Below are 12,981 nucleotides of genomic sequence, written 5' to 3'. Positions count from 1 at the left end.
GGCCGACGCGCTCGACTATGCGCATCGCAGCCTTGTCGACCAGCTCGACACGGGCGCGCGCCAGCTCGAGATCGACGTGAACTATGATCCGCGGGGCGGGCATTATGCGCGCGGCTCGTCGGACCCGAAGCTGCAGCGGCCGGGCTTCAAGGTGCTGCACATCCCCGGCATCGACAATGCGTCGAGCTGCGTCCTGCTCACCGAATGCCTGACAATCGTCCGCGACTGGTCGGCCCGCCATCCGCGCCACGTCCCGATCCTGCTGATGTTCAACGCCAAGGACGAGCAGAACGCCGCGCGCGGCGGCATCGACGCGCTGCCGTTCGACGCTGCCGCCTATGACGCGCTCGATGCGGAGATCCGGTCGGTGCTGGCGCCGGGCAAGCTGATCGTGCCCGACGACGTGCAGGGCCGCTATCCCACACTCCGCGACGCCGTCCTCGCCGACAACTGGCCGCTGCTCGAGGCGTCGCGCGGCAAATTCCTGTTCGCGCTCGACGAGCCCCCCGCCAAGGTCGCGGTCTATCGCGGCGCGCGCCGCTCGCTCGAAGGCCGCGTGTTCTTCATCAACACCGACGAGGCGTCGCCCGCCGCCGCCTATCTGACGCTCAACGACCCGGTCCGCGACGCCGAACGCATCCGCCGCGACGTGCGCGCGGGCTTCCTCGTCCGCACCCGCGCCGACGCCAACACGCGCGAGGCGCGCGCCAATGACCGCGTGCCGCGCGACACCGCGCTCGCGGGCGGCGCGCATTATGTCTCGACCGACTATCTCTGGCCCGACCCGCGCTTCGCCGGCGGCTACCGCGTCGCGCTCCCCGGCGGCCATGTCGCGCGCTGCAACCCGGTCCGCATCGCGAAGCCATGCGGCGACCTCGAATGATCCGCCAGGTGAAGCCGGTCCTCGTCGCCACGCTGCACACCGCCCCCGAGTTCCGGCGCGACATCGACGCCGCGCGCACGGAACTCGCGCACGCCGCGGGCGCTGTCCCCGATATGTCGCACTGCCGGATCGAGGCCGGCGCCAGCTAGCAGACGGACCAGCACGCGGATGATCGACGACCCCAAGGCCACGACTCTCACGATCGCCGGTCACGCGATCCGCGACATTGCGAGCTTCTACGACGAGATCAACCGCGTCTTCATGGCGGGCGAGGACTGGTCGCTCGGCCCCAGCCTCGATGCGCTCGATGACCTGTTCTACGTCAGCTACGGCGCGCTTGCGGGCAAGGCGCCGGTCGTCCTCGTCTGGCAGGATATCGAGACGAGCCGCGCCGCGCTCGGCATCGACGCCACCAGAGCCCATCTCCGCGCCAAGCTCCAGAACACGGCCTTCGACGCCGCACGCATCACCGCCCAGCTCGACGCGCTCGAACAGGGCCGCGGCGAGACCTATTTCGACACCATCCTGACGATCATCGCCGACCACCCCAACATCCACCTCGTCCGCGCCTGACCCGGCGCAATTGGGTTATCGCGGCGTCACCGATGCGCGGATGCGGAACAGGTTGTCGGCGACCAGGCCGACGGCGGACAACAATGTAGCTTGGCTTTTCATGCAAACTCCCGTGGCAGGTGTGTGGAGATACGCCGTACGCCCGCGTCCGCGGCGGGGAGCGCCGCGGACGCGAAGGTCAGAAGCTGGTGGTCACGCCGAAGGTGAAGATGCGGCCGCTGCGCGTGTAGACGAGCGTCCGGTCGGCGCTGAAATCGGCGAACTGCTCGATCGGCCGGTTGGTGACGTTGATGCCCTCGATCACGAAACGCAGATTCTCGACCGGGCTGTAGCGGATCTGGAAATCGACGTTGTTGGTCGGCCGGATGCCGTCGCCGACATTGGCGTTGCTCCCCGCGCCGGTGATGTAGCGGCTGCGATAGGCGGTCGAGACGCGCGCGCCGAACCGCTCGGTCTCGAAATACAGCGTCGCGTTGGCGGCCCATTTCGACAGGTTGAACAGCGGGATCGTCTGGGCGACGCCGTTGTAGATCGCCTTCTGGTCGCCATCGATCCAGGTGCCGTTGGCGACCACGCCGAAATGGTCGAACGGCGCGGGCAGGAAGGTGAAGTCGTGCTGGACCGCGGCCTCGACCCCGCGGATGCTGGCGCCGTCGCCATTGACGGGCCGGGTATAGTTGTACGGCGTGGTGCCGTCCTGCCCCGGCAGCAGCAGCGAGACCGGGAAGCCGGTGGCGCTGTAGGGCACCTGCGACGTCTCCGAGGTGATGAAGCTCGCCAGATCCTTCCAGAACATGCCGACCGACGCGAAGCCGTTGCGATCCATATAATATTCCAGCCCGCCTTCCACCGAGGTCGAGCGGAACGGCTGGAGGTTGGGGTTGCCGACCGACACCGTGCCGCCGAACGGCGCGACCGTCAGCGTGCCCGCGGCGGCAAGCTGCGGCAGGCCGGGACGGTTGACGTTGCGGCTCGCCGACGCGCGCGCGATCAGCTTCGGCGTGAGGTCGAGCGCGATATTGAGCGCGGGCAGCCAGTCGTCGTTGCTGGTCTTGACCGTCACGGGCTGCAGCACCGTGACGCCGTTGGTCGCGGTCGCGAGCGACCCGCTGGAGACGAGCGCGGTATGATAATAGCGCACGCCCGCATTGCCGCGCAGCCGCATCGAACCGAGTTCGGTATCCAGATCGAGCTGCGTGAAGCCCGCCCAGCTCGTCTCGCGGATGCGGAAGTCGCTGCCCGCGGTCAGGTTCGCCGCGGTCAGGTTCCGGTTGTTGCCGAGCAGCGCGTAGATGCCCGCGACGTCGCCGCCGATATAGGGGATCAGGCTGTCGCGGTTGATCACGTATTTCAGCGCGTCGGGTACCGCGCGGTCGCTGGTCGCCTGCGTCCCGTAGAAGATGTTGGTGAGATACTGGTACCCGCTGTTGGTGAAGCGCTTATACTCGCCGCCGAGCTCGAGCTTCAGGATCGGCGACACCGTATAGACCGCCTGGAGCTGGCCGTTGCGATAGGCGTTGTCGATCGTGTTTTCCTGCGTCACCAGCCGCTGGACGTTCCAGTTCGCCGGCTTGGTCAGGTCGAAGCCATAGGTGTTGACCGGGATCGTCGGCTGCATGTCGAAACTGAACGCGGTGTTGCGCGCCTGCAGGAAGATCTTGTCGAACGTCGGCTGCGCGAACGCCGACTTCTGATAGCCGGCGAGCGCGGTCAGCGTCAGGCGATCGCCGACCTTCCATTCGGCATTGGCCACCGCCTGATAGAAATCGGTCTGGTTCTCGACCCGGTGATGCTCGGTCCGCTGGTCGATCCCGGTATAGCTGGCGGCGACGAGCGAATTGCCCTGGATCGTCGCCGAGCGGATGACCTGCGTGCCGCTGACATTGCCGGTCAGCGCGTTATAGCCGCCCGCCGCAATCGCCCAGTCGTCACGCTTGTCGGCGAGGTGTCCGTAGAGCAGGTCGACATCCAGCTTGAACCGATCGCCCGGATGATATTGCAGCGCGCTGGTGACGCCGATCCGCTCGCGGTCGGTGTACCAGGTCGAGGGCGACTGCGCCTGCGGTGCGAAGATCGTACCGCCGCGCAGCAGCGCGCGTGTCGCTGCATCGATCTCGGGCCCGATATTGTTCGCGCCGTAGGTGACCTTGCCCCAGTTCCAGTTGCGATAGCCATATTCGTTGTTGCGGATCTTCGAATAGGCGACCGAGACGAGCGCACCGAAATCGCCCTGGCGCTGCGAGAACAGCCCGACGAGCCGCGGGGTGATGCCGCTGGTCTGGTCGTTGGTCTGGCCTTTGGCCGACAGCACGATCTTCTGCCCGTCATAGTCGAACGGCTTGGCGGTGAAGAGCTGGACCGTCCCGGCGATGCCGCCCTCGTCCTGATTGGCGGCATAGCTCTTCTGCACACTGACGCGGTTGAACAGCTCGGACGCGAACAGGCTGAAGTCGAAGCCGCGGCTGCGGCTGACGTTGCCGCGATTGTCCATCCCCGACGCGGTGTTGCCGAGCACCTCCATGCCGTTCAGCTGGGTGCGCGTGAAATCGGGGCCGAGCCCGCGCAGCGCGATCTGGCGGCCTTCGCCGGTGTCGCGGGTGATCGCGACGCCGGGGACGCGTTGCAGCGCTTCGGCGAGATTGAGGTCGGGAAACGCGGCGATGTCGGACGCGACGATATTGTCCTCGGTCCCGACCGCGCGGCGCTTGAGCTCCTGCGCGGCGAGCAGGCTGCGGCGATAGCCGTTGACGACGATGTCGTCGGCGACCGCGACCGGCTCAGCTGCCAGCGTCGACACGCCCCCCGCGACGCCCCCCGCGACCGCCGGCGTGGCTACCGGCGCGGGTGCGCTGACGGTGCGCAGGCCCGGGCGCGGCGGCGCGCGCCGCAGCACCAGCACGCCGTTGCTCTCGACCGGGTGCAGGCCCGTGCCGCGCAGCAGCACGGCGAGGGCCGCCGGCGCGGTCAGCCGCCCGCTCACCCCCCCGGTCCGCTGTCCCTGGATCAGCGCGGGCGCCGCGATCACCTGCATCCCCGTCGCGCTCGAATAGGCCGACAGCGCCGCCGCGAGGTCGCCTGCGGGAATGGCGAACGCGCGCGTTCCCGCCGGCTGCGTGCCCGCCGGCCGGGCGTGTGCCGCCGCTGGCATTGTGAGCGCACACACCGCCAGAGCGAGTGCCGACGTTCCGTAAAACCGCGTCATGATAATCCCCCGTCATGGCGCCCCCACGCGCCATTCGGGAGGAAGACGGCGCAGGCCGACGGATCCGGACAGTGTTTTTTTCAGCGCGCGGTTTCGAGCGCGAGCCCCCCGTCCCGCTCGACCACCGCGAACCCGAACCCGCCGCCGATCGCCGCCAGGAGCTGGCGCGGACGATCGGTCCGGAAACGGCCGAACACCGTCGTCGAGGCGAGCGGCTCGGCAGGGCGCGCGATCCGGACGCCGCCCTGCCGGTCGAGGATCTCGACCAGATCGTCGAGCCGCATGCCCGCGGTGTCGATCCAGCCCTGACGCCAGTCGGGCAGCCCCGGATCGAAGCGCTCGGGTACCGCGGTCACGCCGCCGCGGATGCTGCTGCGATAGCCCGCGCGGACCACGACGCCGCGCCGCGCGTCTGCTGACGCCGGGTTAAGCGGGTCGAACCCGACCGCGCCGCGATAGACCGCCAGCGCGACCTGCCGCCGCGTCAGATCCAGGTCGAACGCGGTGCCGAGCACGCGCGTCCGGCTGGCCCCCGCACGCACGACGAAGGGGCGCGCGGCATCGTGGCGCACGTCGAAGAACGCCTGGCCCGCCAGCAGCCGGGCACTGCGCCCGGCGGTCGTGTAGACGACCTGCAGTCGCGTCGCGCCGTTCAGCCGGACGGTGCTGCCGTCCGCCAGCGTCGCGGTCGCGCGCTCGCCGGCCCGCGTCGCGAACAGCTGCGGCGACGGTGCCACCGCGGCGGGCGGCGGGGCCATGCGGAGGCCGAGGGCGAGCAATACGGCGACGAGCGGCGCGGTCGTGGCCGCGACGACGACGGACCGCCGCCGCCGCCTGAGCGCGCGGACCTGCTCGTCCGACAGCCGACCACAGTGCAAAGCGGCGGTCCGCAGCGCATCGGTCAGCGCGGCATCGGTCACGGCCGCGCCCCCGCCCCCGCTGCTGCTGCTGCTGCTGCTGCTGCCGGCGGTCACGCCCCCGCCTCCATCGTGAACCCCCGCCGCGCCAGCGCGGTGCGAAGGTCGGCAAAGGCCCGGACGACGTGTTTCTCGACCGCGGCGGTGCTCATGTCGAGCCGATCGGCGATCGCCGCGGTGGTGAGGCCGTCCAGCCGTCGGCGCAGGAATATCTCGCGGCGCAGCGGCGGCATGCGTTCGAGCGCGCCCGCCATCAGCGCGACCGCGCGGCGGAACGCCACCACCCGATCCGCCGCCGGCAGCGGACAGACCATCGCCTCGTCCAGCTCGGCATGCGCACCGCGTCGGGCGACGCGGTGGTGATCGCGCAGCAGATTGCGCGCGATCGCGAAGCAGAGCGCCTTCACGTCCTCGACCCGCGCGCTCGCCTGATAGGTGAACAGCCGCAGATAGGTTTCCTGCACGACGTCGTCGCCGTCTGCGTGATGCCCCAGCCGCCCGTGGACGAACGCACGCAGCGCGCGTGACAGCGCCGCGTCCGGGCATTGCATCGCCAGCGCCGGCGTCACCGGCCGGTGCTCCCCGACGCCCCTGAAAACCCCCGCGTCCCTGTTCACCACGCCCCCCGCTTGCGATTCGGGGCGTCTTATGCGTCCATCGTGAAGCCGGGATGACACCGCGCAGCCGCGCGGGTCTCGGCAGGCGCGACCATGCGGCGAGATCGATCCCAGGGGTAGATCGTTACCAAGTTATACTCGATCACCGTATTGCGACTATCGCGCGTCGCATCCATGCTGATAGTGGCGGCCCTACCAGACGGCGTCGGAAAGCTCCTGAATTGACTGTTGCAGGGCGGCATATCGCCATCATCGCGCCGCCGACCGCCGGGCACATCAATCCTCTGGTCGCGCTGGGCACATCGCTCGTCGCCGCGGGGCACCGGGTGACGCTGGTGCATATGGCCGACGTCGCGGCGATGCTGCCCCGTGGCGACGTCGCGTTTGCGCCGCTCGACCATCCCGCCGATCGCCAGGGGCTGCTGGCCGAGCATTATCGCAAGCTCGCCCAGCCATCGGGGCCGGTCGGGCTGCCGCGCATGATCCGCAGCACCGCGGCGATGACCGAGCTCCTGCTCGCGGCGCTGCCGGCCACCCTCACGCGGCTCGGCGTCGATGCGGTCGTGGCGGATTCGGTCGAGCCGGCGGGGGCGCTGGTGGCACGGCATCTCGGCCTGCCGTTCGTGACCGCGATCACCGGACTCCCGCTGCTCCGCGAGCCGATGATCCCCCCGCCCTTTCTCGGCTGGGCCTACCGGGCCGATGCGCTCGGGCGGAATCGCAACAATGGCGGCTATGCGGTCAGCGACCTGCTGATGCGCCCGGTGACCCGCATCGTGACGACCTATGCGCAGCTTTGGGGGCTCGATCCCGACCCGCAGCAGCAATGGTCGGACCGCCTGCAGATCGCGCAATGCCCCGCAGGGCTCGACTTTCCGCGCACGGCCCTGCCACCGAGCTTCCGGTACGGCGCGCCGTGGCGCCTCGACGAACCCGTGGACGACATCCCCGAAAGCGACGGCCGACCGCTCATATATTGCTCGCTGGGGTCGCTGCAGGGTGCGCGCCGGTCGCTGTTCGCCGCGATGACCGCCGCCTGTGCCGCGGTCGGGGCGCGCGCGGTGGTCGCGCATGGCGGTGGCCTGAGCGACGGCGACGCGGCCTCGCTGCCCGGCGACCCGCTGGTCCGCGCCTTCTGGTCGCAGACGCGTATCCTGCCGCACTGTTCGGCAGCCATCCTCCACGGCGGCTTCAACACCGTGCTCGACGCGCTCGCAGCGGGCGTACCGATCGTCACCGTGCCCTTGGCGTTCGAACAGCCGGCGACCGCGGCGCGGCTGAAGCGGATCGGCGCGGCGCGCATCGTGTCCGCCGCCGACGCCGCCAAAGGCGGGCTCGAACCCGCGCTCCGCCATGTCCTGACCGATCCGGGCTATCGCCGCGCGGCCGGCCTGCTCGCGGCGGAGATGGCGATGGCGGGGGGCGCCGCCGACGCGGCCGCGCGCGTCGAGGCGGCGCTGCGCGACGACGCGGCCGTTACGCCGGCACGCCTGGACCTGGCTGAGGACAGGGCTGCCTGCGCTGCGTGAGGCGCTGCGCCGCAACGATCGCGGGCGGCGCGAGCAGCAGCCCCATCAGCACGTCGACCCCGTAGTGACCGCCGAACACCGGCGTCGCGATGATCGTCAGGATCGCCCAGCCGCGGCCCGGTCCGGCAAGGCGCGGCATCGCACCGAAGGTCCAGATGAAGATCGCGGCGAGCGTCGCATGGAAGCTGGGAAAGCTGACGATCCCCATCAGCATGGTGAGGTCGAGCACGCGCAGCGATCCGTCGCGCAGCCCCGAGATCAGCCCCTGTTCCAGCCACGCGATCGACGGCCAGAGATGCACGTAGCGCGCCGGGTCGAACAAATTTCCCATCGCGGGCGTCAGACCCGAGATGAGGATCGTGACGAACCCGGACAGGATCGCGGCGCACACCATCGTCCGCAGCGTGTCGAACTTCCCCATCCCGCTGAGCGCCACGATGACGACGATCATCTGCACCGTCAGGCTGTGATAGGCGATGCCCAGCAGCCAGATCAGCGGCGGACACTGGTCGAGCAACGCGAGCACGACCGGCCAGTCGAAGCCGACCGCACGATCCGCCGCCGCCAGCCGGGCATCCCACAAGGTGCCGGACTTCGCTGCCAGCGCATAGGCGAGGACCACGCCGAACAGCGTGAACAGCGTCATCTGCAGAAACGCCCTCGCCCCCGCGGCAAGCCGCGGTCGCGCGCTATACCGGCCGATCGCCAGCGCGCCGCCCAGCGCGAGCAGCGACACGACCGCCGGCACCGCCCGCAGCGGATCGACCGTGAAGCGGTCATCCTGCTGCGCGACGAGGAAACTGAGGATCATGGCTGCGACCAGCAACCAGGACGGGGTGTCGCGGTGGTCGGCACGGAAATTCGAAGCGGGCATCGGGGTCGAACGCAGCGTCCCGCCCTGCGGTGCCGCGATCGATCGCATCCGTATGATTTACCTGTGTATGCCACCGCCGGCCCGCGGCCGCCGACGCGGTGCGGCGCGTGCTTTTATGGCGGCGCGCCCTCGCATCGTCCGCCCCGAACGGTTATATATACGTCATGTTGAATGCACTGCTTCTGGTCAGCGCCGATTTGCCCGATCGCGCGTCGTGACCTGGGTCGAGAAACTGGCGATCGTCGTCGGCATGGTCCTGTTCATGGAGTGCTTCGCCTGGGCGACGCACCGCTATGTGATGCACGGCTGGGGCTGGGGCTGGCACAAGTCGCATCACGAGGAGCATGAGGGCTGGTTCGAGAAGAACGACCTTTATGCGATCGTCTTCGCGATCGTCCCGATCGTGCTGTTCGTCGTTGGGCTCTGGTACCCGCCGCTCTGGTGGGCGGCGCTCGGCATCACCGTCTATGGCGGCATCTACGCCTTCGTCCATGACATGCTCGTGCATCAGCGCGGCGGCTTCCGCTGGGTCCCCAAACAGGGCTATTTCAAGCGGCTGCTCCAGGCGCATCGCCTGCATCACGCGGTCGAGGGCAAGGACGGCACCGTCAGCCATGGCTTCCTGTTCGCGCGCAAGCCCGCGGTGCTGAAGGCGCAGTTGCGCGCCAATGCCGATGCGCAGCGTCGTGCGGCCCGTCCCGCGCGGACCCCGAACACCAGTCCGGCAGACCAGCGCGGGTGAGCATCACCGCCGCCCACCCGTCGGACGCGATGAAGCGCCAGATGCGGATCGGCGTGTCGCTGTCCGCCGCGATCATGGTCGCGTGGCTCGCCATCCACATCACCGGCATCTTCTTCTGGCAGTGGAGCCTCGCGACGCTGCCGATCGCGGTCCTGATGGTCCTCGTCCAGACCTGGCTCTCCACCGGGCTGTTCATCGTCGCGCATGATTCGATGCATGGTGCGCTCGCGCCCGAGCATCCAAGGCTGAACCGGGCGATCGGCGCGACCTGTCTCTCGCTCTATGCCTGCCTGTCCTATGCGTCCCTGCTCCCGCAGCATCATCTCCACCACAAGCAGACCGGACGCGCCGGGGATCCCGATTTCCATGGCGGCGACCCGCGGCTGACCCGCTGGTTCCTGCAGTTCTTCAAGACCTATTATTCGCACGGCCAGATCATCCGCATCACGCTGGTGGCGCTGGTCTATACGTTGCTGCTCGGCGCGCCGCTCGGCAACATCGTGATCTTCTGGGCGCTGCCCGCGCTGGGCGCCGTCGCGCAGCTGTTCGTCTTCGGCACCTGGCTGCCGCACCGCGAGCGCGACCTGCCCTTCGCGGATACCCACCGCGCGCACAGCCTCGACATCGGACCCGCGCTGTCGCTGATGACCTGCTTCCACTTCGGCGGCTATCATCACGAACATCATCTCTCGCCGGGCACGCCGTGGTGGGGGCTGCCCGCGCGGCGTCGTGCGCTTGCGGTTCGCGCCGCCGACCGCCGCGGTGTAGAGGACCCCGCATGACGCTTGCCATCATCCTCTCCGCCATTGCGATGACCGTCATCGTCGGGGTCCGCTATCTGCTCGTGTCGGGCGCGTTCGCCTGGATCACGACGCGCAAGCATCCGGGGCTGTATCTCGGGCTCGATCCGCAGGTCCGGCGCGAGATCGTCTGGAGCCTCGCCTCCGCCGCGCTCTACGGCATCCCCGCCGGCGTCGTCGCCTGGGGCTGGCAGCATCGCGGCTGGACGCAGGTCTATGCCGATGTCCACGCCTATCCGCTCTGGTACCTCCCGGTCTCGGTGTTCGCCTATCTGCTCCTCCACGATGCCTGGTTCTACTGGACGCATCGCTGGATGCATCGCCCCGCCCCGTTCAAGCTCGCGCACGCGCTCCATCACGCCAGCCGTCCGCCGACGGCATGGGCCGCCATGGCGTTCCACCCGATCGAGGCGCTGAGCGGCGCGATCGTCATTCCGCTGCTCGTCTTCTTCGTGCCGATCCACATTTACGGGCTGGGGGTCGTGCTGACGATCATGACGGTGATGGGCGTGACCAACCACATGGGGTGGGAGATCTTCCCGCGCTTCATGTGGAGCGGCCCCTTGGGCGGCTGGCTGATCACCGCCAGCCATCATCAGCGCCATCACGAACTCTATGGCTGCAATTACGGCCTGTATTTCCGCCACTGGGACCGGCTGTGCCACACCGATCGCGGCGTCGGCGATTTCACCCGCGAACATGCCCGCGCCGCCAGGCGGGCCGATGCGGCCTGACCAGCCGACTGCGCGATAGGCGACGCCAGCGGCGCCCGGCTCACACTCCCCGAACGCAAAAAGGGCATCCGGGTCGCCCCGGATGCCCTTTTCTGCACGTCGCTCGGGGTCGCAGGCAGCTTGGCCCGCGACCCTGAGCGCTGTGGTTCAGATACCGTTCGACAGATTGGTATCCGCGTCGTTGGTGCGCATGTCTTCAGCCTGGTTCTGGCCGGTCGCACGCACCGCGTCAGCCTTGTTCTCGAGGCTTTCTTCGGCTGCTTCGTTGCCCGTGAGGTCGGCAGCGTCCTCGAGGTTGTCAGCGACCGCCTCGGTGTTCGACTCGATGTTGTCGGCTGCCTGCTCGCGCGGGCTGGTGTTGCAAGCTGCGAGCGAGAACAGGCCGGCAGCGACGGCGACAGCGAAAATCTTCTTCATGATCAACCCTCTTAGTGGTCCCACACGCATACACGACAACAGCCGATATTCAACGCCGATCCGTTAGGTGGGATATCGAAGCGTGGCGGTGATCGAAGAGGCCGGACGTCAAAGTCGCGCTTGGCCTACCGCGTAAGCGGCCCGCTACCCTACGTCGGCACGCTTGATGGGGGGCACACCGTCGATCACACTGCCGGTGACGAAAATGGCGGAGACGGAGTCCGCCAAACTACATGTTCACTATCGTTTGATAGCGTCCTTCCATGATCCATAGGTTGCTCTAAATGCAGTATTTCTTCCTGCTCGCCGTCCACTGCTGGTTCTGGACGTTCGCCTAAATCCGACGTAAGAAGTGGGGCCGGCAATGGGGCCGGAGTAGGACCGGACATGGCAACGCGCACCCTGAACAAGCTGGACCCGCGGACGGCGGCAACGATCAAGACGGCCGGTAGGCATTCGGATGGCGGCGGCCTCTATCTGTCCATCGATGCGACCGGGCGGCGGCGGTGGGTGTTCATGTACACGCGGGACGGCAAGCGGACTGAGCTAGGTTTGGGCGGGGGGCGCGATCTGACGCTGGCGAATGCCCGGAAGGAGGCCGGCACGCTGCGGACGATCCTTGCCAGCGGCGGCGATCCTCGGTCCGCGCGGGAGAAGCAAGAGCGCCAGACGTTTGGTGAGGTTGCCGACGCCTATTTGGAAGCCATGCGGCCGTCGTGGCGCAACGCTAAGCATGCAGCGCAGTGGACGATGACGCTCACGAAGTATGCCGCGCCGATCCGCCCACGCATGGTCGAGACGATCAGCACCCGCGAGATATTGGAAGTGCTGCAACCGCTGTGGCAGCGTACGCCGGAGACAGCCGAGCGGCTTCGTGGTCGGATCGAAAACGTGCTGGACGCTGCCAAAGCGAAGGGGCTGCGGACCGGTGAGAATCCAGCACGGTGGCGCGGCCATCTCGACCAGCTCCTGCCTAAGCGTCAGCGGCTATCACGTGGTCACCATGCGGCTTTACCGTATGTCGAGATGCCATCCTTCATCGCTCATCTGCGTGGCCGTGAGGCAACAGCGGCGCGGGCGCTAGAGTTTGCGATCCTCACTGCCGCTCGCTCTGGCGAAGTGCTGGGCGCGTCATGGGCCGAAATCGACTTGGAGGGCGCGGTGTGGGCCGTTCCTGCCGCCCGAATGAAGGCGGGCCGCGAACATCGGGTGCCGCTTTCTGCGCCCGTTTTGGAACTGCTGCGGGGGCTGGACGCTAACCGCGATGCTGAGAAAGCAAAGCTCAGCGATCCTGTGTTCCCGAGCTCCAAGGGCGTGAAGCCGCTTTCGAGCATGGCGATGGCGATGCTATTGCGCCGGATGGGCTCGGCTGTGACGGCACATGGCTTCCGCTCCGCCTTTCGCGATTGGGCAAGCGAGACGACCGGTTTCCCGCATGAAGTCTGCGAAATGGCGTTGGCGCATACGATCGGGAACAAGGCAGAGGCCGCTTATCGGCGCGGCGACCTGTTCAACAAGCGGCGTGGTCTCATGGAGGCTTGGGCGGGCTACTGCGGAGAGGATGCCGGCAATGTGGCGCGGCTGGTGGCTGGCGGCTGACCGCGGTCGCGCGTAACTGGCGGATAGCGGCTGCTAAAGCTGCAAAAGCCGCTATTCTGCCGCTCCCCCGTTGGCCGGCTTGTCGCTGGTGGCG

Annotated in this window: 13 protein-coding genes; 8 read left to right on the top strand and 5 right to left on the bottom strand. The window is 68.3% G+C overall.

Annotated elements, in window-relative coordinates; all coding sequences use genetic code 11:
• From sphst_RS02815 to sphst_RS02810, 3 genes are all read left to right on the top strand, one after another.
• Positions 1-883: Ca2+-dependent phosphoinositide-specific phospholipase C (locus tag sphst_RS02815; RefSeq protein WP_107045118.1), on the top strand; the 883-nt coding region annotated here is incomplete at its 5' end.
• Entirely contained in the window at positions 880-1,032 is a 153-nt protein-coding gene (locus tag sphst_RS20240) for a hypothetical protein (protein ID WP_159043481.1), read from the top strand. The genes sphst_RS02815 and sphst_RS20240, both read left to right, overlap by 4 nt.
• Before the next feature lie 19 nt (positions 1,033-1,051).
• Positions 1,052-1,456 (top strand): barstar family protein, encoded by a 405-nt coding sequence (locus sphst_RS02810; protein ID WP_031394437.1) that lies wholly within the window; start codon positions 1,052-1,054, stop codon positions 1,454-1,456.
• A gap of 178 nt (positions 1,457-1,634) precedes the next feature.
• On the opposite strand, the gene sphst_RS02805 is transcribed toward sphst_RS02810, so the two are convergent.
• From sphst_RS02805 to sphst_RS02795, 3 genes are all read right to left on the bottom strand, one after another.
• On the bottom strand, positions 1,635-4,658 hold the full coding sequence (locus tag sphst_RS02805; RefSeq protein ID WP_107045117.1) for a TonB-dependent receptor: 3,024 nt from the start codon (positions 4,656-4,658) through the stop codon (positions 1,635-1,637).
• Positions 4,659-4,738: 80 nt separating this feature from the next.
• Positions 4,739-5,632 carry a FecR family protein gene (locus sphst_RS02800; protein ID WP_107045116.1) on the bottom strand — a complete coding sequence of 298 codons (894 nt, stop codon included), beginning with the start codon at positions 5,630-5,632 and terminating at the stop codon, positions 4,739-4,741.
• Positions 5,629-6,144, bottom strand: coding sequence for an RNA polymerase sigma factor (locus sphst_RS02795; protein ID WP_051916698.1), 516 nt, complete (start codon positions 6,142-6,144; stop codon positions 5,629-5,631). The genes sphst_RS02800 and sphst_RS02795 overlap by 4 nt, the downstream gene beginning before the upstream one ends.
• 269 nt (positions 6,145-6,413) lie before the next feature.
• On the opposite strand from sphst_RS02795, the gene sphst_RS02790 reads away from it, so the two are divergent.
• Positions 6,414-7,721 carry a glycosyltransferase gene (locus sphst_RS02790; protein WP_234387275.1) on the top strand — a complete coding sequence of 436 codons (1,308 nt, stop codon included), beginning with the start codon at positions 6,414-6,416 and terminating at the stop codon, positions 7,719-7,721.
• Here the strand turns inward: sphst_RS02790 and sphst_RS02785 are convergent.
• The gene (locus sphst_RS02785) at positions 7,669-8,643 is read right to left on the bottom strand and encodes a phosphatase PAP2 family protein (protein WP_031393425.1); all 975 of its coding nucleotides are present in this window, start codon (positions 8,641-8,643) and stop codon (positions 7,669-7,671) included. The two genes, sphst_RS02790 and sphst_RS02785, sit on opposite strands and share 53 nt — an antisense overlap.
• A 202-nt stretch (positions 8,644-8,845) precedes the next feature.
• Between sphst_RS02785 and sphst_RS02780 the strand changes: the two genes are divergently transcribed.
• From sphst_RS02780 to sphst_RS02770, 3 genes are read left to right on the top strand one after another with little or no spacing between them, the layout of a single operon-like run.
• A complete protein-coding gene (locus sphst_RS02780) occupies positions 8,846-9,337 on the top strand; it encodes a sterol desaturase family protein (protein WP_042466627.1) in 492 nt (163 codons plus the stop codon).
• Positions 9,334-10,119, top strand: coding sequence for a fatty acid desaturase (locus sphst_RS02775; RefSeq protein ID WP_234387274.1), 786 nt, complete (start codon positions 9,334-9,336; stop codon positions 10,117-10,119). Before sphst_RS02780 ends, sphst_RS02775 begins: the two co-directional genes overlap by 4 nt.
• Positions 10,116-10,871: a sterol desaturase family protein gene (locus tag sphst_RS02770; RefSeq protein WP_031393428.1), complete on the top strand. Its 756-nt coding sequence runs from the start codon at positions 10,116-10,118 to the stop codon at positions 10,869-10,871. Before sphst_RS02775 ends, sphst_RS02770 begins: the two co-directional genes overlap by 4 nt.
• A gap of 147 nt (positions 10,872-11,018) precedes the next feature.
• Here the strand turns inward: sphst_RS02770 and sphst_RS02765 are convergent, their stop codons facing one another.
• Positions 11,019-11,288: a hypothetical protein gene (locus tag sphst_RS02765; RefSeq protein ID WP_031393429.1), complete on the bottom strand. Its 270-nt coding sequence runs from the start codon at positions 11,286-11,288 to the stop codon at positions 11,019-11,021.
• Positions 11,289-11,675: 387 nt separating this feature from the next.
• Between sphst_RS02765 and sphst_RS02760 the strand changes: the two genes are divergently transcribed.
• A complete protein-coding gene (locus sphst_RS02760; protein WP_031393430.1) occupies positions 11,676-12,887 on the top strand; it encodes a tyrosine-type recombinase/integrase in 1,212 nt (403 codons plus the stop codon).
• Positions 12,888-12,981 lie beyond the last annotated feature (94 nt).

The organism is Sphingomonas sp. STIS6.2 (assembly GCF_000732685.2).
Lineage (GTDB): Bacteria > Pseudomonadota > Alphaproteobacteria > Sphingomonadales > Sphingomonadaceae > Sphingomonas > Sphingomonas aerolata.
The sequence above is the reverse complement of the archived record's forward strand: the minus strand, read 5'-3'. Positions and strand labels throughout refer to the sequence as shown.

Coding starts and splice junctions, on each gene's coding strand:
- sphst_RS20240 (WP_159043481.1), top strand. CDS start 880: ATGATCCGCCAGGTGAAGCCGGTCCTCGTCGCCACGCTGCACACCGCC.
- sphst_RS02810 (WP_031394437.1), top strand. CDS start 1,052: ATGATCGACGACCCCAAGGCCACGACTCTCACGATCGCCGGTCACGCG.
- sphst_RS02805 (WP_107045117.1), bottom strand. CDS start 4,658: ATGACGCGGTTTTACGGAACGTCGGCACTCGCTCTGGCGGTGTGTGCG.
- sphst_RS02785 (WP_031393425.1), bottom strand. CDS start 8,643: ATGCGATCGATCGCGGCACCGCAGGGCGGGACGCTGCGTTCGACCCCG.
- sphst_RS02780 (WP_042466627.1), top strand. CDS start 8,846: ATGGTCCTGTTCATGGAGTGCTTCGCCTGGGCGACGCACCGCTATGTG.
- sphst_RS02770 (WP_031393428.1), top strand. CDS start 10,116: ATGACGCTTGCCATCATCCTCTCCGCCATTGCGATGACCGTCATCGTC.
- sphst_RS02765 (WP_031393429.1), bottom strand. CDS start 11,288: ATGAAGAAGATTTTCGCTGTCGCCGTCGCTGCCGGCCTGTTCTCGCTC.
- sphst_RS02760 (WP_031393430.1), top strand. CDS start 11,676: ATGGCAACGCGCACCCTGAACAAGCTGGACCCGCGGACGGCGGCAACG.